22 protein-coding genes are annotated in these 23,269 nt (G+C 60.9%); 13 read left to right on the top strand and 9 right to left on the bottom strand.

What is annotated here, in order from left to right; all coding sequences use genetic code 11:
- Positions 1 to 209: 209 nt before the first annotated feature.
- Positions 210 to 1,148, top strand: coding sequence for a Ku protein (locus WBP07_RS21145; RefSeq protein WP_395396391.1), 939 nt, complete (start codon positions 210 to 212; stop codon positions 1,146 to 1,148).
- Entirely contained in the window at positions 1,145 to 1,414 is a 270-nt protein-coding gene (locus WBP07_RS21140) for a hypothetical protein (protein ID WP_395396390.1), read from the top strand. Before WBP07_RS21145 ends, WBP07_RS21140 begins: the two co-directional genes overlap by 4 nt.
- 4 nt (positions 1,415 to 1,418) lie before the next feature.
- Here WBP07_RS21140 and WBP07_RS21135 read toward each other — a convergent pair whose 3' ends face one another.
- On the bottom strand, positions 1,419 to 1,661 hold the full coding sequence (locus WBP07_RS21135; protein ID WP_395396388.1) for a KTSC domain-containing protein: 243 nt from the start codon (positions 1,659 to 1,661) through the stop codon (positions 1,419 to 1,421).
- 77 nt (positions 1,662 to 1,738) lie between these two features.
- Between WBP07_RS21135 and WBP07_RS21130 the strand changes: the two genes are divergently transcribed.
- Positions 1,739 to 2,536, top strand: a complete 798-nt coding sequence (locus WBP07_RS21130) for a hypothetical protein (protein WP_395396387.1) — start codon at positions 1,739 to 1,741, stop codon at positions 2,534 to 2,536.
- A gap of 548 nt (positions 2,537 to 3,084) precedes the next feature.
- Here WBP07_RS21130 and WBP07_RS21125 read toward each other — a convergent pair.
- The 3 genes from WBP07_RS21125 to WBP07_RS21115 all read right to left on the bottom strand — a co-directional run bounded on the left by WBP07_RS21125 (position 3,085) and on the right by WBP07_RS21115 (position 4,511).
- The gene (locus WBP07_RS21125; RefSeq protein ID WP_395396386.1) at positions 3,085 to 3,705 is read right to left on the bottom strand and encodes a cysteine hydrolase family protein; all 621 of its coding nucleotides are present in this window, start codon (positions 3,703 to 3,705) and stop codon (positions 3,085 to 3,087) included.
- A 97-nt stretch (positions 3,706 to 3,802) separates the two neighbouring features.
- On the bottom strand, positions 3,803 to 3,991 hold the full coding sequence (locus WBP07_RS21120; RefSeq protein ID WP_395396385.1) for a hypothetical protein: 189 nt from the start codon (positions 3,989 to 3,991) through the stop codon (positions 3,803 to 3,805).
- Between the two features lie 10 nt (positions 3,992 to 4,001).
- Positions 4,002 to 4,511: a hemerythrin domain-containing protein gene (locus tag WBP07_RS21115; RefSeq protein ID WP_395396493.1), complete on the bottom strand. Its 510-nt coding sequence runs from the start codon at positions 4,509 to 4,511 to the stop codon at positions 4,002 to 4,004.
- Between the two features lie 1,256 nt (positions 4,512 to 5,767).
- Between WBP07_RS21115 and WBP07_RS21110 the strand changes: the two genes are divergently transcribed.
- From WBP07_RS21110 to WBP07_RS21090, 5 genes are all read left to right on the top strand, one after another.
- On the top strand, positions 5,768 to 6,691 hold the full coding sequence (locus WBP07_RS21110) for a YihY/virulence factor BrkB family protein (protein ID WP_395396384.1): 924 nt from the start codon (positions 5,768 to 5,770) through the stop codon (positions 6,689 to 6,691).
- Between the two features lie 497 nt (positions 6,692 to 7,188).
- Complete coding sequence (locus WBP07_RS21105; protein ID WP_395396383.1) at positions 7,189 to 7,398, top strand: hypothetical protein; 210 nt, start codon at positions 7,189 to 7,191, stop codon at positions 7,396 to 7,398.
- Positions 7,399 to 7,931: 533 nt separating this feature from the next.
- Positions 7,932 to 9,020, top strand: a complete 1,089-nt coding sequence (locus tag WBP07_RS21100; RefSeq protein ID WP_395396382.1) for an acyl-CoA dehydrogenase family protein — start codon at positions 7,932 to 7,934, stop codon at positions 9,018 to 9,020.
- Positions 9,020 to 9,763 carry a PIG-L deacetylase family protein gene (locus tag WBP07_RS21095; RefSeq protein ID WP_395396492.1) on the top strand — a complete coding sequence of 248 codons (744 nt, stop codon included), beginning with the start codon at positions 9,020 to 9,022 and terminating at the stop codon, positions 9,761 to 9,763. The genes WBP07_RS21100 and WBP07_RS21095 overlap by 1 nt, the downstream gene beginning before the upstream one ends.
- Complete coding sequence (locus WBP07_RS21090; protein ID WP_395396381.1) at positions 9,753 to 10,334, top strand: class I SAM-dependent DNA methyltransferase; 582 nt, start codon at positions 9,753 to 9,755, stop codon at positions 10,332 to 10,334. Before WBP07_RS21095 ends, WBP07_RS21090 begins: the two co-directional genes overlap by 11 nt.
- Here WBP07_RS21090 and WBP07_RS21085 read toward each other — a convergent pair.
- From WBP07_RS21085 to WBP07_RS21065, 5 genes are all read right to left on the bottom strand, one after another.
- Complete coding sequence (locus WBP07_RS21085; protein WP_395396380.1) at positions 10,248 to 11,249, bottom strand: glycosyltransferase; 1,002 nt, start codon at positions 11,247 to 11,249, stop codon at positions 10,248 to 10,250. The genes WBP07_RS21090 and WBP07_RS21085 overlap by 87 nt on opposite strands.
- 293 nt (positions 11,250 to 11,542) lie before the next feature.
- Positions 11,543 to 11,773 carry a hypothetical protein gene (locus WBP07_RS21080; protein WP_395396523.1) on the bottom strand — a complete coding sequence of 77 codons (231 nt, stop codon included), beginning with the start codon at positions 11,771 to 11,773 and terminating at the stop codon, positions 11,543 to 11,545.
- Between the two features lie 178 nt (positions 11,774 to 11,951).
- Entirely contained in the window at positions 11,952 to 15,083 is a 3,132-nt protein-coding gene (locus tag WBP07_RS21075; protein WP_395396379.1) for a DEAD/DEAH box helicase, read from the bottom strand.
- A 501-nt stretch (positions 15,084 to 15,584) separates the two neighbouring features.
- The gene (locus tag WBP07_RS21070) at positions 15,585 to 15,839 is read right to left on the bottom strand and encodes a hypothetical protein (protein ID WP_395396378.1); all 255 of its coding nucleotides are present in this window, start codon (positions 15,837 to 15,839) and stop codon (positions 15,585 to 15,587) included.
- Between the two features lie 436 nt (positions 15,840 to 16,275).
- Positions 16,276 to 16,512, bottom strand: a complete 237-nt coding sequence (locus WBP07_RS21065) for a hypothetical protein (protein WP_395396377.1) — start codon at positions 16,510 to 16,512, stop codon at positions 16,276 to 16,278.
- A 632-nt stretch (positions 16,513 to 17,144) separates the two neighbouring features.
- Between WBP07_RS21065 and WBP07_RS21060 the strand changes: the two genes are divergently transcribed.
- The 5 genes from WBP07_RS21060 (at position 17,145) to WBP07_RS21040 (ending at position 23,002) form a co-directional block, all read left to right on the top strand.
- Positions 17,145 to 17,759, top strand: a complete 615-nt coding sequence (locus WBP07_RS21060; RefSeq protein WP_395396376.1) for a class I SAM-dependent methyltransferase — start codon at positions 17,145 to 17,147, stop codon at positions 17,757 to 17,759.
- 99 nt (positions 17,760 to 17,858) lie between these two features.
- The gene (locus WBP07_RS21055) at positions 17,859 to 18,938 is read left to right on the top strand and encodes a putative zinc-binding metallopeptidase (RefSeq protein WP_395396375.1); all 1,080 of its coding nucleotides are present in this window, start codon (positions 17,859 to 17,861) and stop codon (positions 18,936 to 18,938) included.
- A 124-nt stretch (positions 18,939 to 19,062) separates the two neighbouring features.
- Positions 19,063 to 19,236: a hypothetical protein gene (locus WBP07_RS21050; protein ID WP_395396374.1), complete on the top strand. Its 174-nt coding sequence runs from the start codon at positions 19,063 to 19,065 to the stop codon at positions 19,234 to 19,236.
- A 297-nt stretch (positions 19,237 to 19,533) separates the two neighbouring features.
- The gene (locus WBP07_RS21045) at positions 19,534 to 20,187 is read left to right on the top strand and encodes a response regulator (protein ID WP_395396373.1); all 654 of its coding nucleotides are present in this window, start codon (positions 19,534 to 19,536) and stop codon (positions 20,185 to 20,187) included.
- 667 nt (positions 20,188 to 20,854) lie between these two features.
- Positions 20,855 to 23,002 (top strand): methyl-accepting chemotaxis protein, encoded by a 2,148-nt coding sequence (locus WBP07_RS21040; RefSeq protein WP_395396371.1) that lies wholly within the window; start codon positions 20,855 to 20,857, stop codon positions 23,000 to 23,002.
- The last annotated feature ends 267 nt before the right edge of the window (positions 23,003 to 23,269 follow it).

Genomic DNA, 23,269 nt, shown 5'->3' with positions numbered 1-23,269 from the left:
AGCGTAGCCGAGTTGGAAAGCATCCGATGGCCTACCGCGTTACCACGCAAATCGAGCCTTGGGACCAGACCTGCCGGCCGGCTCCGGAATCGCAGGCCCTGGTTGCACAGATTTGAACAGAACCTCGGTGCGCAGCCTGCCGAGATTTTGCGGGGCCGGGGAACGCGGCGGCTGCGCGCGAATTATCGACATGACCTGAGGAGATGCCCATGGCTGCGCGACCCTATTGGAGAGGCCAGATTCGTCTCGCCCTCGTGTCCATTCCGGTCGAAATCTATTCGGCGACGAAGAGCGGCGCGACGATCGCCTTCAATCAGATCCACGAACCGTCCGGGAAGAGGATAAAGTACGAAAAGGTCGTTCCAGGGATCGGTCCCGTCAATGTCGATGACATTGTCAAGGGCTTCGAGTATGCGAAGGACGAATATGTCCTGCTCGACGAGGACGAGATCGAAGGGGTCAAGCTCGAGAGCAAGAAGACGCTCGAACTCACGCAGTTCGTCGATGTCCAGGACATCGATATGATCTATTTCGAAAAGCCCTACTACGTGGTTCCCGCCGACGATCTTGCCGAGGAAGCATTCATCGTCCTGCGAGAAGCGTTGCGTCGCACGCAAAAGATCGGACTTGGGCAACTCGCAATGCGCGGCCGCGAGTATGTCGTGAGCATCAAGGCCTGCGGCCGGGGCATGGTGATGGAGACATTGCGCTATGCCGACGAGGTGAACAAGGCAGCCAGCTATTTTCGCGACATCGGCGACGAAGACCCCGACGAGGAACTGCTCGACCTTGCGACCACGCTGATCGACAAGAAAACCGGTAGGTTCGACGCCTCCGAGTTCCATGACCGCTACGTCGATGCGCTCAAGGACCTCATAGAGCGCAAGAAAAAGGGCAAGACGCTCAACATCGAGGCCGAAGGAGAGGCGGACTCGCGCGGCAGCAATGTCGTCGACCTGATGGCAGCCCTGAAGAAGTCGTTGGGAACAGGCGGCGGCGCCGCCAAAGCGAGCGCATCGGCTGGAAAGACGTCCCCGCGTACCAAGTCCGCCGGAAAATCGGCAGGTGGATCCGAAACCAAGTCGCCATCGGCAAAGAAGGCGCCTGCGAAGTCGGGGGCGAAGGCAACAGCCCGAAAGCGCGCATGAGCCGGGAAGCATCTGGGAAGAGTGACGGCCTCTTGAAAGGTGACGACGACGCGGACGCTTTTGCCGAGGGCATCATCACGTTGTGGAGCAATCTCGTGACGATGATCGGGATGGAAATGCGCGAACGGGGAACGTCGCGCGAAGAGTTGCTGGGTATGCTGACGATGCTGCACGAGACCAACGAAGAGACTGTAAAGTCGCCGCGAGCACGAGCCGCTGCATCCAGGCATCTGATGGCGGTCTATCGCGTCTTTGCAGAACGTTGACATCTCATTCTACCGGACCGAAACGGCGGCGCCCGGGATCTCTTTGGAAGCCATAACGATCCTTGATAGAAGCATTGAAGAATTTTCCGGCGGACTGTGCCCGGGAGAATGCCTCGAACGCCTCGGGCGGGACTTCCGTATAGACGTAGCGACCGGCCTCATGGAACGTAATCCAGAGTTCACGGCGCTCCTCGTCATAGGCAATCCGCTCGATCGTCGATGATTGGCGAAAATGGTGGGTGCGCATGAAGGATGAAGCGCTTTTGCGCCCCAAGCGTTCCGGACCTAGGTGCAAGACGTCGACGGGAAGATTGGCTTTTTCGGATGACCGGGCAATTATCGGACGACGAATTGCGGGAGATGGCCCTCAATCGCGGCTTCAGGTTGATCAAGTCACGACGCCGAAAGGCTGGGACCGCAGATTTGGGCAAATTCGGTCTTACCGACAGCCAGGGCAAGAAGCTCTTCGGGTTCGGAGCCGAAGGGCTCGAGGCGAGCGGTCAGGATATCGAGGCTTATCTGCGCGCTGGCACCGCAAGCACTTGGCAACGCTCTGCGGCAAGCACGTCAGATCGGGCAACAGGTGTTCCCGGATCGTCGCACTCGCCTGAAGTGGTTCCGGCACGGACGGCGCGCGTAGGTAAGCGCAGTGGCGTTGCACCTGACCCGAAACTTTCCAATTCTCCTCAAGCAATCGGAAAGGAAAATGAGCCGGAATCTTCCGCGCGGCTTGCACAAGCACGGACAGCGAAGGGCAATCGTACGAAAGCCAAGCGCCAAAGGGTGTTGGAAGTCGCTCGCAAAGGAGCGGTCACCGGCAAGACGGAAGAACCTCTGATCATTCGCGCTTCAAAACCATCCGATGCCGGCGGGATAGCCGACCTGCTAACGCGCTCCCGCCTTGAGATTTCCGACAAGGCGGGGGCAGTCAGCACCTTCCTTGGCGGAGTAGGGGACCTGCGGATCGCGCAACGTGGCGAGATCGTCGGATGCGTTGCCTGGAGCCTCGTTCCAACCTTGCAACGTGGGACCATTGGCCGAATATCGCTGCTTCTTGTCGACGAGGGGAACCGGCGCCGCGGGATCGGTGGACGGCGCTCGATGAAGCTGCGAGGGCGCTGACTGAGCGGGACTGCAACTCCATCGAGGTCCTGAGCGATATCGAGATCCGCAATGCCCACGGATTCCTGCGAGCCTGCGGGTTCGAGCAGACCAGTTATCGATTCATGCGGCAAACGGGGATGCTCGCACCGCCGTTGTCACCCGGGAAGAAGCATCGCCAACCACCTAGGCCGATCGATGAAGGCAGTTTCTCCTGAGGACTATGACCGCCGGCGAGTTGCTTTCGAAGCGTTTCGAAACTCAGACTCCGGATCGAGCGATCGCCGGCAGTTGGAGTTCGCCGGAAAGGTGCAGTGATTAGCTATCCGATTAAGGCTTGCAGTCTGCCGATTGCCGCCTTTCAGGTAAAGCAACATACCAGTCGCATGCTTGCCCCGGCGAGGGGGAACTCAATCCTGATGTGCCGCGCTTGGTGCAAGTAGTCCGTCCGTGCGGACCCCCAGGTATCAACGCTCTCATCCGAAAATCCGCTGGCACCCGATATCCGAGAAGCCAAGTCTGGGAGGATCTATCCCCTGCAAGGAAAATCGAGCCATTCTGCCTGCGCGTCACGAGCCGCAGTGGGCCTCGGATCGTTCTCGCCAACAATCGAGCGAAAGTTCGGTCGTGGAATCGATGTTCGCGCCCATCGCCTTGGCCATGATGTTCAGCGCCCAGTTGGAGCGTTCATCGCTTTCGGCCGCGACGGCATCACACGGTACCCACAGTTGATAATCGCGCATATGCGCATCGGCAGCGGTGAACAGGACGCAAATGTCGGTCGCTACCCCGGTGAGGATCAACCGGCGGACCCCAAGCTTGGGAAGCAGAACGGGGAGGTTCGTGGCATAAAAGCCAGAAAATTGAGGCTTGATGATGAAATAGTCGGTTGCCGACGGTTGCAGTATTCGGGCCAATCGCGAGCCACCTCGGACAGCGGCAGCGACGAGCGCAGAACTGTCGGAATGCCAATGGCCAAAGTTGTCGTTGACATAAACGATCGGCCAGTCGCGGGCTCTCATTTCGTCGCGAAGCCGCACGATGGCCTGGGCCGCCCCGATTGCGCGGGCTTCGAGCTGCTCGCCGCCCTCGAAGTCGAAGCAGTTGATCGTGTCGAGGATCAGCAACGCTGCCCGGTGCCAACCATCCTGATCATGCTCCGGCGTTCGGGGGGTGGGTGTGAGAGGCATGATGACTTCCCGTATCTGCATTCATCCTCATGAAACCGCCGACCAGGATCGCTGAGGAGCGCCGCGCCCGCGTGCGCAGCCGCTCCGCAGCGCGCGGTCAGCCGGGCGTCTTGGCCCGCTGATCTTCCGGATAATCCTCAGGCCTCACCTTGCCGACGCCCGGACGATCCTCCAGAGCTTCGGGCTTTTGCGGGCCCTCGCGCTGGTGGTGCGCGTCGAACGCGTCGGGCCTCGCATCCCCTAGCGGACCGCGCCCGGTATCAGTTTCTTCGCTCGACTGGGTCATGATCATCTCCTCAGGCGGGAATCAGATTGATCGTTCTTGGCTGGGCGGGGGGCAGACCGGATGCCTTCGCCTGCGAAAGAAGCTCACTCTTTCGGGCGAGCATCCGATCGCGCAGTTCCACAAGATCGACATCGGCCTTGCGGCACTGCGCGAACATGCCTTCGGAAGGCATTTCCTCTTCATGCACGTGATGCTTGATTTCTTCCGAGAGGACTTTGATCTTAGCGTCGAAGAAATCGTCCTGCGGCGAAGCCGCCTCGATGTCGTTGATCAGAACCTTTGCACCGTCGTGCTCGACGTAGGCCTCATCAAGAGTATCGTCCTCGATCTTGCCTCGATAGGCGGGATAAAAGATCTCTTCCTCAATCATCGTGTGGATTTTCAATTCGAGACAGATCTCCTTCGCCAATTTTTGCTTTTGGGAAGAAGAGCTGGCCGCCTCGAATTTCTCAAACAGGTTCTCAACCTTGCGATGGTCTGCTTTCAAGAGGGCAATGGCGTCGGTAAAGGATTCTGTCATGGGGTCCTCCTTGTTGGTTCCTGTTTCGTAAATCGCGAGCGGGGCGCCTCGTTCCCGATTTCCCATGGGCATGAAACCCGCTCCGCCGCCATTGTGCCGCCCTCGGGCACATCCAGCCTGAAACACGCATCGTCCTTGAAACCGAACCGCGCCGGTCGGCGGCTCGGGCCAGCTTGCTTTCAGCCTGTAGAATTCATTGACGCGCGCTCGACGCCGGATGGAGAATGAGGAGCGCGATCCCTTAACGGCGCGTGTGTGGATTGCCCGACGATTGCGGTTTTCGCAGATTACAGGCCCAGCCGGTAAAACGAAAGCCTGGTGTTCGTTTATCCGGGCAGTCGCGAGTGCGGTTCGCAATAGTCGAGGCAGCCACGGCAGAAGGCTGGAATGGCGGTTGGCATCATGAAGCGCAATGATGGGCGAAACAGCCGTGGAGGTGCAGGCGGCGCCTTCGCTCGACCAGGACCGGCGAGAAGGATGATCGGCGCCCGCCAGCTGTCGGCATTGGCGTCGATTTTCGCTGGCCTCCGCGTTTTTGGGGAGCTCGGGCGTCGGCGCGTCAGATCTCACGATTTTTGCAAGGGGATTCGCCCTGCGTCGGTTTGAACCCGAGTTCGGTCAGCAGATCGATAAGGTGTTGGCCATCTGCGCGGACGCGCCGGACCCAGGTTCGGTGATCGAGGTAACCCAATACGGATCTTTGGAACGCCCCGGACGCCTGCAGAGCGTCCCTTATCCCTCTGAGCGGAAAGTGGTCCTCCCGCTTCCCTCGGACGGCCCCAGCCTGACGCGCGAGCAATGGCGCACGTTGATCAGCCTCCACTTCTCCAAGGTGGTCCTTCATCTCATGGGTCATGGACGGCGGCCGCCGCTGAACGTACCTTTCCACCGTATCGTCTCCTTGTAGGATGCCGACCTCTCGCCAGCTGTCTGTATGTCGGAAACGCGCGGTCTCAGTTCAAGTTTCCCCAAATTGGCTGAACAGAGGAGGCCTGACCGCACGCTGCGCCTACCAGGGTTCGCGCTTTTGAAATCTGCCGCAGGAAACCCCGGACGGCTCGCCGTTCGCAGCCTCGGTATAGCCAAGGGCTGGTGCGATACTCGCGGATAATGCCGCCGAGCCGGCACGAGGGTCGGAACGCCGCAGCGGGAGGCGGCGTTACCGCCATCAGGAGCCGGATCACCGCCGGCAGCAGCAGGAGACAACCGCTGAACTTGGCACGTTCCCCTTCTATGCGCATCGCGGTAGGCATCCGATGATCGCGCGAGAAATACGATCGCACGTAACTTCGCCGTGGCGCCTGTCGTGGTCCGACTGGAAAGCGGTTTTCATCAGAACGTGGAAGGAGACGAGCAAGGACAATGTGAGCCTCGTCGCTGCCGGAGTTGCCTTTTATGGGTTTCTCGCGCTGGTCCCTTTGCTTGGCGCGGCGGTTCTCTCCTACGGGCTGATCGCCGACCCCCAGGATATAATACGTCACGTCACGAGTATGAGCGGCTTCTTGCCCAGGGATGCCGCCGGTGTGATCGGTGACCAACTGCTCGATATCGAGCGCACATCGAGCGAGAAGAAGGGGCTGGGACTTGCGTTTGCTCTTGCTCTTGCTCTCTTCGGCGCGCGCAACGGTGCTCTCAGTATAATCATCCCACTCAATATTGCGTATGAGATAGAAGAGCGGCGCAGCTTCATTTGGGTAAATCTGCTCGCTTTCGCCATTACTGTAGGGGCGGTTGCGCTTGGTATTCTCGCCGTGATCGCTATTGCAAGCCTGGGCCATCTGGAGGATCTGCTGCCATGGCTCCCATGGCCGGCCCTGATCGCTGGCAAGGTCGTGTCCTACGTCGTCCTGGTTCTGGCAGGAGCGGGCGGCGCCGCCACCCTCTACCGTTTCGCGCCATCGCAGCATAAGGCTCGATGGTCGTGGCTGACGCCGGGCTCTGTGGGAGCAGGATTCCTCTGGTTGGCGATGACAGCTGGCTTCGGCGTTTATGTCGCCAACTTTGCGAATTATGGCGCAACCTACGGCTCTCTTGCAGCGGTGATTGTGCTGCTCACCTGGCTCTATCTTTCATCCTACGTGTTGGTGCTTGGTGCCGAACTCAATTCGGAACTGGAGCGACAGACAAGCGCCTCCACGGCGGATTTGGAAGGCCCAGGCAACGGCTCTGAAACCTTGTGATCCTCTCCGCGCTGCTGAGAGGCACCCTTGGAGGCAAACCGGGCAACCACCAACAAGCAGTTTTCCCGGCGGTCGAGAAGTTGAATGGACTGCCGAGCATCTCGTTCAGGAATACAGGATCGAGCGGACTGATATATTCGCCGAGCGGCCGGATATCGCAACAGCGCAGGAGAATACCGCGGCGACGCATATGTCAAAACGGTCAGGGCAATGGTCTTCCCACTGAAAACGCAGCGTTTGAAGGGGCATTGATCGAGTTGGTTGACGACAACCGGGACGAGCGCGACGTTACACAGGTATGCCGCTGGCTAGGCGCTCTGGACATCCGCTCAACTGAGATCGCTCGCGCGGGATCCTGCGAGCCGTGTCCGCCCCAAGCCTGGCCTGAACGATGACACCGGACAGTCGTGCGATTGCGGAAGTTTGCGCTTTGCACGTGCCTTGAGCCTTATATCCTTGTCTTGGCCAGCGAGGGAAACTCTCAGCGCTAGTGCGACGTGGCTTCAGCCCTCACGAAGCTGTCGCTGCCGATCGTCTGCATGGGATTTAGGGCGACCATCGTCCAAACGCCGCATTTCCGGCTGCGTCTCTCCCTGCTCGGCCAGTCGATGCTGACCGAGCGGTTCTCCGAATTGGTGTTTGCCACCGCACCGATGGGCGCTGGCCTCAAACTTGATCGGCCGAAGCTTACCCCGATGGAGCGTTAACTGGTGATTATCGAATACAGGGACGCTACCCGGATCTCCCGGGCGTGACCTCAGGGTGGCCTGTCGGGAACAGCGAGTATCCTGACCTCGTTTTGTCTGCGTTACCCATCTCATTGAGGCATGTGTTATGACCGCCCCCCGCACCACCGCCCCCTCGGCCCCTCGTCATATTCCGGCACCCGCTTATCCGCCGATCCGCGACAAGCCGGCGGCTCGCCAATGCGAGTTTGCCGAGAACCCGTTCGGATCTGCCGCACCGACGCCCGATGTGCGGCGCACGAAGGGAGGAGATGGCACGATAAGGCGACCTCACCCATCGGCGGCCCCCTCGACAAAGATCGGAGCCAAAGGAAGGGTGTGAGGCCAATTGCCTGGCCAGCGCTCTGCGCGGGAACTGCGCCCAGAAGATCCGCTGGAGAGAAACTTTTAGCCGCGGGCTGCATTTTGCAGGGCATGGATTTCGCGCGGCGAACCGGATCGGGCAGGCGCTCGTTGCATTTACCGCGATCTGGACTTCATCGGGAGACAGGCTTGTGCTGGATGCACCACTTTTCTCATGCCGTCCGGGATTGGCAAAGCTGCGCAAGCTCGTCCGGGAATGGGATCGGTGCAACGATGAAGAGGAATTTCCGGCCTGGCGGATAAAATTGCTCGGGGAAGCAGGGTATCTCTCGGCTTTCGTGGCTTTGCAGGGCGAGGCCCGGGTCGTTGACCTGTTCAATGCGCTGCGTCTCATCGGCGGTGCCGACCTTAGCCTCGGCCGATTGTACGAAGGGCACGTCAACGCGGTTCAACTGATCCACGCCTACGGATCGCATTCCCAGAAAGCTTCACTCATCGCCGATCTCGCGCAAGGCGCCCTGTTCGCAGTCTGGAATACCGATTATGCCGACGGCACACGGCTGGAAACGCGCGGCCGGAGGTGGTGCCTGACGGGAGCGAAAAGATTTGCCTCGGGCGCCGGACATGTCGATCGGGCTCTCATCACCGCTCGAACACCGGATGGACGCAGGCGATTGGTTCTGGTTGATGTCGCAGGCCATGTCGACCGGGCCGACAATCGCGGGTGGTGCGTGCGTGGCATGCGGGGTTCCCAAAGCGGTCTGTTCGATTTCGACAGGATGGAAATTGATGCCGACGCCCTGATAGGGGAGAAGGGCGATTACGAACGAGAGCCACGCTTCTCGGCTGGAGCCTGGCGATTTGCGACTGTCCAGTTGGGCGCTGTGGAGGCTTTGCTGCGCCATTGGCGCGAACATCTCAAAGTTTCCGGCAAAGGCAACGACCCGGTCCAGCGGGCACGCTTCGGCAACTGCGTGGTCTCCACCCGGTCGGCAGCATTATGGGTCTCGCGCGCGGCGCGAGTCGCGGAGGCGGGAGAGCCCGAAGCGGTTCCCCTCGTGCTTATGACGCGGGGGATCGTCGAGGACGCGGCGCTTGGTGTGATGGAAGGTGCTTCGCGGTCGATCGGCACGGCGGCGTTCTTCGCAGGCAGCCGCGTCGACAGGATCACAAGGGATCTTGGCCTTTACCTTCGCCAACCCGTTCCCGACCAAGCGCGCGACCGAGCTGTCGCGGCTTGGCTGGAAGGCGACTGCTGGGGAGACGATCCTTGGTGGTGATGCCTGGGAGGCGAAGCTGGGCACGCCTCTTTCTGCGCGCGCGCCGGATCACGCCGAAAGAGGCCGCACACCGCGGCGGATGGCTCGTCCTGGCCCCCCATCCCGACGATGAGACGCTGGGTGCAGGTGGGCTGATTGCCGCGCTGGCGGCATCCGGCTGCAAGGTTAGGACTGTGTTCCTCACCGACGGAGCCGGCAGCCATGTAGCCGCACCCGGGTGGACCGCGAAACGCATTGCCGCGCTGCGTGCGCGCGAGGCGAGCGCGGCAATGCGCACGCTGGGAACACCGGGGCGGGCGATGTCCCTGGGGTGGCGCGACGGATTTCCCCCTGCCAAGGAAACGCCGCAGTTTGAAGCGGCGGCGAGACGGCTGGTCGCGTTATGCCGCGCCGAAGGTATCCGCCAAGTGCTGACCACCTGGGCGCAAGAGCCGCACTGCGATCATGCGGCGGCGGCCCGCCTCATTTGCGAGGTCGCTCGGCGTTTGCGGATCGTGCCGAAATACTATCTCGTATGGGGTTGGACGCTGCCCGATCCGGATAGACGGCTCGGCCGGATGCGCGTCACCGCTGTTCCGGTGTGGCAGCATCGCGGAATGCAGCGCCGGGCGCTGGAGCGCCATCGCAGTCAACTCGGCGGCAGGATTGCCGGTGCCAGCGAGCGGTTCGTGCTGTCACGCCCCATGCGCCGCCTCGTCGATCTTACCCACGGCCTATTGATGGAAAACCGCCGTGCGGCGTGAGCATTCTGTCGAGCCGTCCTGGTTTGAGGGCCTGTTTCGGGATAACCCCGATCCCTGGAATTTCGAAAGCAGCCCGTACGAGCAGGCGAAGTATTCTCATACGTTGCAGGTGCTGCCCTGCGAGCGATTTGCCGCAGCCCTCGAAGTGGGCTGCGCCAACGGGGTCTTCACGCAGCTGCTGGCGCCGCGCTGCAAACGCCTGCAGGCCGTCGACGTATCCCCTACGGCTCTGGCGAAGGCCCGGCAGAGATGCGCGGGCCTTCGCGGCGTGACGTTCGAGCAGCGCATTATGCCGGTCGATGCGCCTGCGGGCCCTTTCGATCTCGTTCTACTTTCCGAAGTAGTCTACTATTGGGATGATGCCGATCTGGCCCGCCTCGCGCGGTACCTGAAATCTTCGGTCTGCTCAGAAGGTTATCTGTTGCTCGTGCACTGGACCGGTCAGACCGATTATCCAAAATCGGGCGACGAGGCCGTTAGCGAATTACGCCGGCTCCTGGCAGATCACGTTGCCGTGCAGGTCGAGGATCGATGCGACAGCTATAGGCTCGACCTGTGGCCTCGTTCCTGATCGGCGGGCGCGGATCATCGCCTGCACGCGCGCCAATTCGGCGGGGAGCGTCAGAAAGTTCAGGCGGTCATGTGCGCGCGCGTTCGCCGGGAACAGCGCTACCGGCATGCCATATGTCTCGTGCAGCGGATCGCTTTCCGGTTGGGTGATCCACTGCGCGACCGCATCGGCCATGCCGCCTCGCGCGCGCCCATGGGTCCGGCTGGAAGTGAAAACCTGCACATCGATCGGGTGACGCACGCGCCCGCCTGCCTCGCGGACGGCATTGAAGAGAGCCCGATCTTCCGCCACCGGGGGCGTAGGTGCGCCGCCGATGCGCCGGTAGGTTTCGAGCGTTAGCGCGATGCTTGCGCCGCCTTCATAAAAATGCCGAGGCCAAGGATCGTCCCGATCGGCCAGCTCATCCGCCCGCAGCCAGTCCAACGCAATCTGGTAGCGTTGCAGCAGATTAAGCCGCTGCAGGGCCGCGGTGCCAAGCTGTCGTCGCTCCGATGGGCGCGTAAAGGCGCGGCCCGCCACTGCTTGGACGCCGCTGTCGATATGGGCAAGGGTACGTGTGATCCAGTCTCGAGCAACTGTGCTGTCTGCGTCGGTCGACTCCAGCACGTCTTTAGGGTCGGCCAACAGCGCTGCCGCTTCGTCTAGCGCCAGTCGCCGGGCCCATCCCGCATGTCGGGTATGCTCCAGCAGCGAAACCTCGCTCCAGCGCAGTTCGGCGTGAGAGAGCTTGGTGTGACGAAGTACTGCGTTCGTCCTATCCGAGCAGTTGTTGGCAAGGACGTGCAAGATGACATTCCCCGCGTACCTCTGCGCTGCTTGGTCCAGGGCCGCAAGGCATTGCGGCAGGTGCGTCTCCTCGTCTTTAGCGGGGATAGCCACTGCAACCTTGCGCCAACTGGGAAGCGATTGGGGCATACAAGATGAAGCCGCGTTGGCTCCGCTGGTTCCAGGATATGAACCGCATTTCACGGTTTTACACCTTCGCATGTGTCGTGAAGGTTTTTTCGCGTCCCGCTGCCTAGGTGACATGCGGAGAACGACCGATAAAACTGCAAATGCTGAAACGTTTTCCAGTCTTAATTCAGTATTGATTTCATCCGGTAAACTTACCTTGCATGAATTATCGGCAATCAGATGAATTCGAAAACCGCCCTGCATTGGCATGTTATGGATAAAAAACCCCCGCCGAAGCGGGGGTGATGCGATGTTCAGCCGCCGGTTCCAGGCTTGCCCGTCTTTGGCGCCTTGCCATCCTCGGCGCGCCCTTCGTTCCGCAAATCCCGGCCTTCCTGAGCCTTCTTCTGGCTTTCAGGCGATTTGCCGTGCTCGTTCATTTCTTCCTTTACGAACCCGGCCGCTTCCTTGGCTTTACCTTCGATGCTCATGATCTTCTCCTCTGGTCTGCGGTCCTGCCGCTGCCATTGAGAAAATGCCCGCATGAGATGATTGGTTCCAAACCTTGTCGCGCTGAGGCAGTTTGGCAGCGCGCTGCGAGAACACGGCGCCTCCTTACAGAGGACTGCCGAGCGTCCGCATGAGGCCGGAGATTTCGCTGCTTGCCGCAGATCCGCTTCAATGGTTTTGCTATGGGAGGCGGGGCGCGCATAGGGATGTGCGTCAGTCGCCTGGCAGGACCAAGGTCTCAAGCAGGCTCGTCACCCGTGCCAGCCGATTTTCATCATCGGTCTGCTCCTTCAGCAGCCAGCGACCGTTTTTCTGAGCGAGCCCGAACCGGTGCGCCGCACTTTTCTTGCCCGGGCGCGGTGTGAGGGCGATCGCGGCGGGTCCGGCGTCTATCCGCTCCATCTCCGCTACCCGGGCTAGGATCGCGATGCGGGCGCACGTGATAAGCCTTGCGGCCGGGGCTGGCAGGGGTCCGAAGCGATCGGCGAGTTCTTCCTCAAAAGAATCGAGCTCCCTATCATCAGAGATCCGCGCCAGCCGCACGTACAGTCCCAGGCGAATATCCGGTTCGGGGATCCATCCTTCAGGAAACCTGCCTGCGTCTCCCAGATTCAGCTCGGGCAACCATAGGCCCGGATCCTCGCCCCGTGCCTGCTTGAGCGCCGCTTCGAAGAGATGCTGGTACAGCTCGACGCCGATGAGCTTCATGTGACCAGATTGTGTCTCGGCGAGCGGGTCGCCAGCTCCGCGCTGGTCCAGATCGGCCGCACTGATCTCGAAGCCGGCACCAAGCCGGTCGTAAGTCGTGAGCGAGCGTAGACGCTTCATTGCGCGCTGGGCGATCTCGTCCCCATTGGTGAAGAGCATGACCTGGCCGCGACGATTACCACGCCCGACACGGCCTCGCAGCTGGTGGAGCTGTCCCAGACCGAAGCGGTCGGCCTGCCATACGATCATCGTATTGGCACGCGGTACGTCCAGCCCCGCCTCGATGATGTTCGTGGCCAGGAGAATATCCCCACGGCCGTCTCCAAAACCGACCATTGCTTCATCGATCTCGTCCGCGGGCATCTTGCCGTGCGCCTCGATGGTAGTCAGATCGGGAACGATACGAGCCAGACGCTCGGAGAGCGGCGCTAGATCCTCGATCCGGGGCGCGACTACAAAGCTCTGGCCGCCACGCGACCTTTCACGCAGTAGCGCGGTCCTCATCATGGTATCGTCAGCGGACGCTATGCTCGTCCTGATGGGCTGGCGGCGTGCCGGGGGCGTTGCGATGACCGAAATCTGCTGAAGTCCGATCATCGCGCGGTGCAGCGTTCGCGGGATCGGCGTGGCGCTCATCGCAAGAAGGTGAATATTGGCATGCCGACGCAGCTTGGCTTTGTCGGCGGCACCAAAACGCTGCTCTTCGTCGATGATGACAAGACCGAGCCTTGCATAGTGCACGTCCTTCCCCATCACTGCGGCCGTACCGATGACGATCCTTGCCGAACCGTCGGCGAGCTGCGCTTTGGCCTTCTTCTTTTCGGCGGCGCTCGACAGGCGAGAGAGGCCGACCACTTTCAGACCCGTTTCGGCGAAGCGCCGCTCGAAGGTCTGTAGATGTTGCCGCACCAGCACCGTCGTCGGTGCCGCGAGGATCACTTGATATCCAGCGAGGGCTGCAAGCGCCGCGGCGCGCAGTGCGACTTCCGTCTTCCCATAGCCGACATCACCGACCACGAGCCGGTCCATCGGCCGGCCGCTCGCGAGGTCTTCGCGCACCGCCTGGATGGCGCGGCTTTGATCCGCCGTCTCATTGAACGGGAAAGTGCCCGCAAAACGTTCATAGGCGGCGGGCTCGGGTTTGAGCAGGGGGGCCGTCAGTTCGCTTCGTTCACGCGCAAACTCAAGGAGTTGGCTTGCGCTTTCCGCGATCGCCTCGTCGATGGCCAAGCGTCGTTTTTCCCAGCTGGAGCCGTCGAGCTTGTCGAGTTTCACGGCCTCGCCGTCACCACCGTAGCGCCATAGGAGTCCGGCCTCCTGCACGGGTACCAGACGACGGCCGCCGCCGGCATATTCGAGCGCGATCATTTCTGCGGCGCTCTCGCCAGGCGCCAGCTCGAGCCCGACGACCCGACCCATTCCGTGGTCCTCATGTACGACGAGGTCGCCTGGACGAATGTCGCCTGCCGCTCTTGAAAGCAATGCCGCCGAGCTTTCCTTGGCATTATCTAGGAGCGCGCGGCTTCCGAGCAGATCGGCGGCCGCTACCAGTATGAGCTCGTCGCTGACCCCGCCTCGATCGATGGGCGCGATAAGCGTGGCGATGGTACCGGGGGGCTTCTCGGTCAATGCCCATGCCGAGCCGATTTCTTCGATCTCGGTGTTGAAGGCATTGGCTAGTTTGGTTCGCAGGAAACGAACATCGCGCTCTGCGCCGACCAGCAGCATGCGCGTTCCCTTGTCGAGCAACGGCGCGGCGAAACGCTCCAGTGCCCGTATCGGCGAGCGAGCCTGGGCAAAGCGTTCGACGGGCTTTGCCTGCCTTACGCCGTCGTCGGCCAGGGTCCAGCGGGCGACGTCCTGTTCCCAGAGGTCTTCGCTCGCGGCGTCGATCGCCGCGCCGTCGGCTGCGGCCTCTCGGGCAAGCCGGATGAACCGGCGTCGGCGTTTGTCGGCATGGGGGGAAAAATAGATGCGTCCTGCCCGAAGATGCGCGAGAATGGTCGCGTTGCCGGTTGATGCAGGTTCCGCTGCGCGGCCGATCTCGAGCGTCCCGCACGGTTCCTCGGTGAGCTGCGTTGCCGGATCGTAACGGCGAATTCCCGCAATGCGCCCCCCGGCGATGTCTATGCGCGCGGGCAGGCCGGCGTCAGCTGGAAAAATGTCTATGACATTGCCCCGGACCGCGACCTCGCCCGGCTCGTCGACGCGGTCGTCGGTTACGTAGCCGAGCGCTTCCATCTCGGCTGCGAAGCCTTCCGCATCAATCCGGTGGCCATGGTAGAGACGGGGAGGCGCCGCGTCGAAGGCAGCGGGATCGGCATACAGCCGCGCCGCCGCCTCGCCGCTGGTGATCGTTGCGAGAAAAGGGCGCTTGTTGTCCTTTGCAAGCCGGCGAAGCTCGCGCAAGGCGGCAACTCTTCGTCCGATGTTGGCAGGGGAGGCGCTCGACCGGTCGCCGGGTAGCGTGTCGCTCGAGGGGACGAACACGATATGGCATTCCGAACAAAGCGCAGTGAGTGCAGCTGCCACCGCCTCGGCTTCCTGGTCATCATCGGCGAGATAGAGAAGATCTCCAGTTAATAGCCCGTCGAGGAGGATGAGAACGATCTCCCCAAGGCCGGATGGATTGGTCATTGCGCGGCGTCCTTCGCTCTTTTGGGTAGAGCCGACGGCCCATCAGCATCCCACAGAGGGTCACGACTCTCGCACCAGACGCGTAAACGAGGTACGGACAGGCTGTCGCAGGTTGACACAAACTGCCGCTGCTTCGCATCCCGGAGTTTGTTTGTCGGATCCCTCAGTTATGGGCAGGCTCAGGGTCATCGGATGGTGGCTAGGCAAACACCGTCTCGTCTGGGCGGCGAACCTGCCTGAGGCCTTGGAGGCGCGTTGTGTTGCATGCCGGTTCCAGATGCCCATCAGGTTGGTCGCTAGCGGCAAGTTGTGGTGGCCGAAGGTTTGAGAGCCCGATAGGAAGCGGGCAAGCGATCATTCGAGCGAGCTGGCATTCACGTCTGCGACACGATTGCTGCGGCCGAGGAGCGGTGCGCAGAAGCTAGAGCATGGAAATAGGCAGGCTGCCCCGCCGAGCCGAGGTTCCGGCGAGAACTGCAACGCCAACTCCAGGGCGTCGCGTCAGACAGCCTCGCTCTCCTCGATCGCCGCCTCGATCATCTTTGCCCAGACCCTAGGATCGCCGGCGCGGGCCATGTTTTCGGATGGCTCGCGCACGGTACGAAGAACCGCGTCTGCCTGTTCGAGATAGGCGCGCCATGTCTCGTCGACGCTTGTTGACGCTGAATCTTCGACGCCGTCAGCGTTCGCACTATGATCCAATCCGGCAAGAGCGCGAGCGATCCGCTCTGCCAATGTGGTATGAGCCACATCCATTTCGAATCTCCTTCGCAGGCTTTACGCATCACCGTTCAGGTTGGTTCCTCCCCGAAGGTATCATGGCCGGACGATGGCACTCTTTCGAGCTCGCCAGTCCTTTCGCAAGTCTGCAAACATGGGAGCCCGCAACGCTCGAACCAAGTGACCAGAAGCGCCGTTCGACGAGATGCCGGTCGCATCCGAACGCATCGCTTGGCTGATATCCGCGATCACGAGAGCGTAAATCTTCGAATGCAGAGCCGGGATCGGATATGGTGACGCGAAGCCCCAGGCAGGAAGCGGCCAGCAAGCTGGCTGCAATCTCGCAGGATTGTTTCTTCGGCAAACGGCGTCGATCGCGCATCATCTGTGATGTTCGGCCCGGCGACATCGGAGATTTGCGATCGCCGGAAAAATTCGCGCTGTCGAACCCTGCAAGCACAGTTACCGCTACTCAGTTCTGCGTCGCATCCTTGGCCGCGTCGCCAGCCTGATCCGCAGCCTTGCTGACACTGTTGGCAGCATTCTCCACCGCAGAGTCCTTCCGGGTCTCGCTGCCTGTAAGTTGGCCCCCAAAATAGATGGCAGCAATAACGGCAATGAGCACAGCAATCGCAATGATCATGCCGGCGCCTGAACTTCGCCGACCTTCGATCACCGTCGTAGTGCGTGTGGTGCGTTCCTCGACCATGTATCCATCCTCAGCATTGGCTTTCTCAGAGCCAACGTTCGGGACCGGGATCAGTTGCGAATTACGAGGGATATTAGCGCCGGTCCGGTTTTTCTAGACGCGCGCAAGCAGCCGGTCGGGACCCTATTGCGCATGACCAGGCTTCAGTTTCGACCATGTCGTACTTGCGCGATTCCCAGCGCTGGCGCGATTCCCAGGAATCGTAGCCTGTTACGGCCCCTTTCGACCAACAGGTTAGAAGCTACGCGGGTCAAGTACGGCCGCCCCGGGAAGCATTCCTACCTTGCGACCACCGTTTGAATACCGCTCTCCTCTATCGACTAGCGGACACCGACGTTCCGGAAATGGCGACATACCTTGAGGATGCTGCGACCGCAGGCAGCCCGGGGACGCCAATTCCTTCACGCCTTGAGGACCCTCGATATCCGTGAATTCCATGACTTGAGCTTCGGTCTTTTCTACGCGATCAATTCCTCTGCACCGAGCCGGCCAGGCGGCGTCGGGCTAGTGACCGCGCTGCGGACAGGCTGCCCTCGATGCATGTCGCGGCGAACAGGCTGTTCCTTAGCCGGGGGGGGGAACCGCACGACGGCACGATCCGTTGAGATCGAAGATCGTTTTCCGGGAACGCCATGTCGCATCACGCCAATCCATCGGGAAGAGGGGCAGTCCACGTTGCAGTGGGCGAATTCCTGCGCAATCCGTTAAAGGTGGGCTCGGCCCTGCCGGCAACGGGTCGGATGGTGGAGAAAGTGCTCGCGCCCCTTAATTGGCGCAAGATTGGAGTTCTTGTCGAATTCGGACCCGGCACCGGGTCCTTCACCCGCTCAGCGCTGGCCAGGCTGCAGCCCGCAGCGACTCTGATCGCAATTGAGCCGGGAACCGATTTTGTGAAACACCTGCGAAGGTCGATACGAGATCCACGCCTGAAAGTAATACAAGGATCTGCAGAAGACCTTGCGCAAATACTTCGCTCCGAGGGCGCCTCGGTTGCCGACTGCATACTCTCAGGACTCCCTTTTTCCACATTGGATGCTTCTCGGGCCAGAGCGATCATACGGGCCAGTGCCGGCGTGCTCTCCCATCGCGGAACCTTTGCTGCCTACCAGATGAGGACGAGGCTGAAGCCTTTGCTAAGAAGCCACTTCCTGACCGTGCGGGCCGAATACGAGTGGTGGAATGTTCCTCCCTGTCACATTTACTGGGCTAGCAACCCGCGCGCGATGGTCTGCGGTTTGAAGCAGTGAGTGCCTTGATTTTACCGCGGCCCATGAGGGGACTTTGGCGTCAGCTTCAAGCCGCTTCCAAAAAATTCATCGGGCCACGAATATCGAGGTGTTTTTCAAATGCGCGCATTTTCATGTCCGAACTGTCGTCGGCTGCTCCACTTCGAGGCACGGTTGTGCCCGGATTGTTCCGCGACACTGGGATATGACCCAGAGATCGATGGATTCCGTTTCCTTGCGGATCAGGCTACCGTTTGGAGAGATGGTAGCGGCGACATCGCGGATGTCGTGGTCTGCAGAAACAATAATGATTTTCTGATCTGCAACTGGCTGGTCGCTAGCGGCGAGCCTGAGGGTCTCTGCCGCGCCTGCCGGCATAATCGCACTATTCCGGATTTGTCCGAGCCGTGCGTGCCTGTCCGGTGGGCAAAGATCGAAGCGGCAAAACGCCGGCTGTTCCACACGCTCCTGAAGCTGCGCCTGCCGCTTGAGTCTATGTCAGGCGCGACCCCGGGCCCGCCCGGACTCGCATTCGACTTCCTGTACGATCGGGCCGGAGAAGAGACGGGGCAGCCGGAAATATTCACCGGCCATAATGGCGGCGTTATCACACTCAATCTCGTTGAGGCGGACGACGTTGAACGCGAGCGAATGCGACGTGCGATGGGAGAGCCGTATCGCACTCTGCTCGGGCATTTTCGCCATGAAGTTGGCCATTACTACTGGTTTCGCCTCGTTGCCAACGATGCTTCGGAATTGTCAGCCTTTCGAACGGTTTTTGGTGACGAGACAGTCGACTACGAAGGGAGCCTGCGCGCTCACTATGCCGATAGCGGCACCAAGATCTGGACCGAGCACTTCGTTACCTTTTATGCCACTTCACATCCTTGGGAGGATTTTGCGGAGACTTTCGCGCATTTTCTCCACATAGTCGACGTTCTTGCGACCGCGCATGGCTTCGGGCTTTCGCTTGCGTCGTTTGCAGAGTGGGACAGGATCGCTCATTCTGATCCGTTCGATCCTTACATTGCCGATGCAGCACAGTTAGCCGACAGGATGGGGCCTCTGGCATTCAGCACGAATGCGATGAATCGGGCCATGGGGCAGCCGGATCTTTATCCTTTCCGGCTGTCGGAGCCGATCGTTGCCAAACTCGATTATATCTCGCGATTGGTCAAAAAATCTCTCATGCCCAGATGAGGATGTTTCCATTTCGGGCAGCCCCCTACCCGAAAATCGTTATAGAAGTGTTCGGCCAGATTGCCCGGGCGAACACAGGAAAACGGAAAGGTGCTTCGCGGCGAGCGCGAACGTTCCGAACCGGATGAAGCTGCAGCGTTTTGCAAAAGGGGGATCGGCAAAGGAGGCGGCAGTGGAGGCTGACCACGGGCCAAAAATCTCGTTCATCCGCACCCGTGACCGCAAAACAGCAGCGAATGACCAGCCAACGCTGCCGCAAAAACGATCGCTTCGGCAGCCGGATTGTCAGCCCCAATAGGAGCGAGCATCGCGAAGCCGGAAGCGCTCTTGTTCCCAGCGGCTGCACCCGGCAGCCTTGCGAGCTCACGAAGTGATGGCGCCTATTTTCTCAGCCCACGCGCCAGATATCGCAATTCGAAAAGAGTATGCGACTTAAATACCACAAACGCGGACAAGAATTTGATCCTGTTTCACAGTGTCGTGCGGGCAGTACGTTTCCAGCGACCAGAAAATGCCTGATTGAATCGATTTCGAATCGCATAATAATGTCAGCCTGTCCGTTTCATCAGGCTGAGGGAATCGATGGGGAAAAATCATGCATCCTCAAATCAGTAGAATACTGATTGTAGATGATCATCCCGGTTTGGTACACGGCGTTCGCGCCCTGCTTGAGGCCGACGCCGGCTTCGCTGTCGTCGCAGAAGCGCACGATGGCCGAGAAGCTCTCAAATTGGCGCTCGAACTCGCACCCGATATAGCCATAATAGACTATTCACTGCCTTCAATGAATGGCCTGGAGCTAGTCCGTGCAATCAAGAGCGCACTTCCCGACACGGAAATTCTCATTTACTCCATGCATGATCGAGAAAATATCCTCATCGATTCCTTGCGGGCGGGAGCCCGTGGCTACGTCCTCAAGTCGGATAGCTGTGCTGATCTGGTAAATGGTGTACGGGCGCTGACGAAGCACGCACCCTATTTCTCGGTTACAATTACCGAGACACTCCTTAGGCATTACATTGGGAATGATCGAACAATCGGTTCTTCAACCGGCGTCCTTACGGCACGGGAGCGTGAAATTATCCAACTCGTGGCGGAGGGGAAACACAACAAGGAAGTCGCGTCTATTTTGGGGATCGGTGCAAAAACCGTCGAAGCTCATCGCGCTTCGGCCATGCAGAAACTTCGCTTGGGCTCTACGGCGGAATTGGTCCTATATGCGGTCCGGCATAATATTGTGGTACCCTGAACCATTCGAATGTCGGTCAAGCCGGTCTCCCGCCTTCTTGATCTGGGGTGACCCGGCCCAGGCGATTGTCGCGGTTTATCGATAACTCAGGTGCACCTTCCTGCCAGACTGCTTCGATCGGACTGGCGAATCTGCTAGCCAGGGGGGAGCGAGGGGATCGGCAGCGCGAGCTTGCCGGCCGATACCTCGCTTTCGGACGGATTCATCGGCACATTCTCTGCGGCATTGGCATCGACAGGGGCGACCATTCCTCCGGTTTTTATCCTATAATGAATGATCCCTCATTATGTCCCGAAAAGGACTTTCATGTATCGTGCCGTTGCTTCGGGGCATGCCCTGATTGCATTCGTTGTTGCCTCTTGTGCGCGCGCCCTGGAACCTTGGTCGCGTAGTCCTCTTCGGCGTCAGCTTGCCCTTCGTTTTTCGGCTCTGCCGCTTCGCGCAATCCGGCAGCGGCTTGCGGTCTCGATTGGTCCAATGGCTTTGTCGAATCCTGCGTTCGGCCGGGCGATCTTTCGAGCGATCCCACATGCATTCGGACAGCAGTAAAAGGCCCGATAAGGCCGGCTGTTTTCTAGAAGGCCGTCAATCCTATAGCGGTCAGCAATCAGGCGCTGCTCGCTCCGGTGCCGCCCTTCATCTCCTCGTTTCCGCAAGGAACCAGACAATGACTGAACTGTTCCGCCGCATGCACATAGCGGGCAAGCTGATGACGGTCGCCGGACTGGCGATCGCCTTGCTGCTCCTGCTCGGCTTTTCCGCCGTCGTCTTCGAGACGGGCAATGCCGTAGGCAAGCTGTCCGACGATGCCGCCGTTGCCCAGGCCAAGGCCGAAGGCAATCAGGTGAAGGCCGACTTCGCCACGTTCGAAGCCACCGCCCGCGCCATGAGCTCGGCCCTTGGCAAGATGCACGCCAGCGGCACGCGCGATCGCGGCATTGCCGTGACGGTGCTGAAGACCGATCTGCTGGAATCGAAGGCCGCACTGGGCAGCTGGGTGATGATCACCCCCGGCCAGTGGGACGGCCCGGAGGCCGGCAAGGGCAACCTTCCAGGCTCTGCGCCCAACGGCAATTTCTCGCCCTACTGGGTGAAGAGCAACGGCGCGCTGACCATGCAGCCCAACAATGAGGCAGGCGCGTTCGACAAGCCGTACTTCCGCCAGGCGTTCGACAGCGGCAAGGGCGCGCTGGTCGATCCCTATGCCTATGACCTCAACGGCAAGCAGGTGCTGATGACCTCCATCACCCAGCCGGTCCGTTCGGGCGACAAGGTGATCGGCGTGGTCGGCGTGGATATGGAACTGGGCACGATTTCGGAGCGTCTTGGCGCACTGAAGCCGTTCGGCACCGGCCATGTCATGCTGCTGTCCTCCGCGGCGACCTGGGTGGCGAACCCCGAAGCTGCGGTGCTGGGCAAGGCTTATGCCGAGCCCGGCCTTGACGATGTGAAGGCGGCGCTTTCCACGGGTGAGACGAAGGTTCTGCCCAATCTGGAAATCGGCGGCGTGGCGACGCGCCGCGTGATCCTGCCCATCGCGCTGGACAAGCTCAATGCCACCTGGGCCCTGGTGCTCGACGTTCCCGAAGCCACCGTTTCGGCGCCGGCGCGCTCGATCGGCTGGCAGCTGGTTGTCGGTGGTCTGGTCATCGTCGGTGCCGTGCTGGCCAGCCTGTTCTTCGCTGCCGGCGGCATCATCGGCCGCCCGATGGCCAAGCTGAGCGATGCCGTGGACCGTCTGGCGAAGGGCGAGAACTGCACGATCCCCGAACTCGACCGTGAGGACGAGATCGGCACCATGGCGCGCGCTGCCGACGTGTTCCGTCAGGCTGCTGCCGACCGGGCCGAGGCCGACCATCGCGCCGCCGAAGAGCAGAAGATCGTCACCAGCGCCGTGGGCGCAGGGCTCGATGCCCTGACGCGCGGCGATCTTACCGCCGAGATCAAGGTGCCGTTCCCGGCCGGCTATGCCGCGCTGAAGGATAACTTCAACGCCGCGCTGGGCGAACTGCGCCGCATGATCGGTGCCGTCGCGCTCAGCGCCGGGGGCATCCGCTCGGGCTCGATGGAAATCGCGCAGGCATCGGAAGACCTTGCCCGTCGTACCGAAGCCAACGCCGCCAGCCTGGAAGAAACTTCGGCCGCACTAGTGCAGATCGACCAGCGCCTGAAGGCATCGGCCACGGCTTCGGCACAGACCGTTACTCGCGCCGACGAAGCGCTGACCACTGTTTCCAACGGGCGAGGAATTGCGCACGAAGCCGTCGAGGCGATGGTGCGTGTGGGAGAGAGCGCCAAGGGCATCGACCAGGTGATCGAGGGCGTGGACAAGATCGCCTTCCAGACCCGCGTGCTTGCCATGAACGCGGCTGTCGAGGCCGGCCGTGCGGGTGATGCCGGTCGCGGTTTCGCGGTGGTGGCGGACCTTGTCTCGGCACTCGCCATGCGGGCCGAGGAAGAGGCCAAGCGCGCGCGCGATCAGCTGACCGTGACGCAGACCGACATCGTCACTGCCGTGGACGCAGTGCAGCGCGTGGATGGCGCGTTCGAGCACATCTCGGGCGGCGTCGGCGAAGTGCACAAGCTGCTGGGCCAGATGGCGGAGGACAACCAGGCGCAGTCCACCGCGATCAGCCAGATCAGCGTGGCGGTTTCGACCATGGACCACTCGACCCAGCAGAACGCGGCGATGGTGGAGGAAACCTCTGCCGCTGCACGCAACCTGACGACCGAGGCGACCTCGCTGAACGATCAGGCGGCGCGTTTCGACACCGGCGAGTATCGCGGTTCGGCGCGGCTCTCCTCGGTGGCCTGATTTTGTACGCGACGGCAAATTCCCGAGGCGGACCTGGCCGCTCGGGAACTTGCCGTATGCGTTTTTGCCCAGAGGTCGGCCTCATACGCGTGCGAAGTCGAGGCGAGGAGTCCGGTATGCGCCAATATCCCAGCCGCGCGCATACTACGGACAGCACGCTCCGTCATTGACTTCACCCGCGGCGCGGCAGTGTCCGGACAAACTCGCGGGACCCGCCAGGGACTGTACAGTCGAGTGTATTCCCGACGATAATCAGATTCCTAGCGG

The sequence above is a fragment of the Novosphingobium oxfordense genome (assembly GCF_044029435.1).
Lineage (GTDB): Bacteria > Pseudomonadota > Alphaproteobacteria > Sphingomonadales > Sphingomonadaceae > Novosphingobium.
The sequence above is the reverse complement of the archived record's forward strand: the minus strand, read 5'-3'. Positions and strand labels throughout refer to the sequence as shown.

Bases quoted from the DNA above. Each gene is read 5' to 3' on its own strand.
- WBP07_RS21145 (WP_395396391.1), top strand. From the start codon at position 210: ATGGCTGCGCGACCCTATTGGAGAGGCCAGATTCGTCTCGCCCTCGTG.
- WBP07_RS21140 (WP_395396390.1), top strand. From the start codon at position 1,145: ATGAGCCGGGAAGCATCTGGGAAGAGTGACGGCCTCTTGAAAGGTGAC.
- WBP07_RS21135 (WP_395396388.1), bottom strand. From the start codon at position 1,661: ATGCGCACCCACCATTTTCGCCAATCATCGACGATCGAGCGGATTGCC.
- WBP07_RS21130 (WP_395396387.1), top strand. From the start codon at position 1,739: ATGACCGGGCAATTATCGGACGACGAATTGCGGGAGATGGCCCTCAAT.
- WBP07_RS21125 (WP_395396386.1), bottom strand. From the start codon at position 3,705: ATGCCTCTCACACCCACCCCCCGAACGCCGGAGCATGATCAGGATGGT.
- WBP07_RS21120 (WP_395396385.1), bottom strand. From the start codon at position 3,991: ATGACCCAGTCGAGCGAAGAAACTGATACCGGGCGCGGTCCGCTAGGG.
- WBP07_RS21115 (WP_395396493.1), bottom strand. From the start codon at position 4,511: ATGACAGAATCCTTTACCGACGCCATTGCCCTCTTGAAAGCAGACCAT.
- WBP07_RS21110 (WP_395396384.1), top strand. From the start codon at position 5,768: ATGATCGCGCGAGAAATACGATCGCACGTAACTTCGCCGTGGCGCCTG.
- WBP07_RS21095 (WP_395396492.1), top strand. From the start codon at position 9,020: ATGCCTGGGAGGCGAAGCTGGGCACGCCTCTTTCTGCGCGCGCGCCGG.
- WBP07_RS21085 (WP_395396380.1), bottom strand. From the start codon at position 11,249: ATGCCCCAATCGCTTCCCAGTTGGCGCAAGGTTGCAGTGGCTATCCCC.
- WBP07_RS21080 (WP_395396523.1), bottom strand. From the start codon at position 11,773: ATGCGGGCATTTTCTCAATGGCAGCGGCAGGACCGCAGACCAGAGGAG.
- WBP07_RS21075 (WP_395396379.1), bottom strand. From the start codon at position 15,083: ATGACCAATCCATCCGGCCTTGGGGAGATCGTTCTCATCCTCCTCGAC.
- WBP07_RS21070 (WP_395396378.1), bottom strand. From the start codon at position 15,839: ATGGATGTGGCTCATACCACATTGGCAGAGCGGATCGCTCGCGCTCTT.
- WBP07_RS21065 (WP_395396377.1), bottom strand. From the start codon at position 16,512: ATGGTCGAGGAACGCACCACACGCACTACGACGGTGATCGAAGGTCGG.
- WBP07_RS21060 (WP_395396376.1), top strand. From the start codon at position 17,145: ATGTCGCATCACGCCAATCCATCGGGAAGAGGGGCAGTCCACGTTGCA.
- WBP07_RS21055 (WP_395396375.1), top strand. From the start codon at position 17,859: ATGCGCGCATTTTCATGTCCGAACTGTCGTCGGCTGCTCCACTTCGAG.
- WBP07_RS21050 (WP_395396374.1), top strand. From the start codon at position 19,063: ATGAAGCTGCAGCGTTTTGCAAAAGGGGGATCGGCAAAGGAGGCGGCA.
- WBP07_RS21045 (WP_395396373.1), top strand. From the start codon at position 19,534: ATGCATCCTCAAATCAGTAGAATACTGATTGTAGATGATCATCCCGGT.
- WBP07_RS21040 (WP_395396371.1), top strand. From the start codon at position 20,855: ATGACTGAACTGTTCCGCCGCATGCACATAGCGGGCAAGCTGATGACG.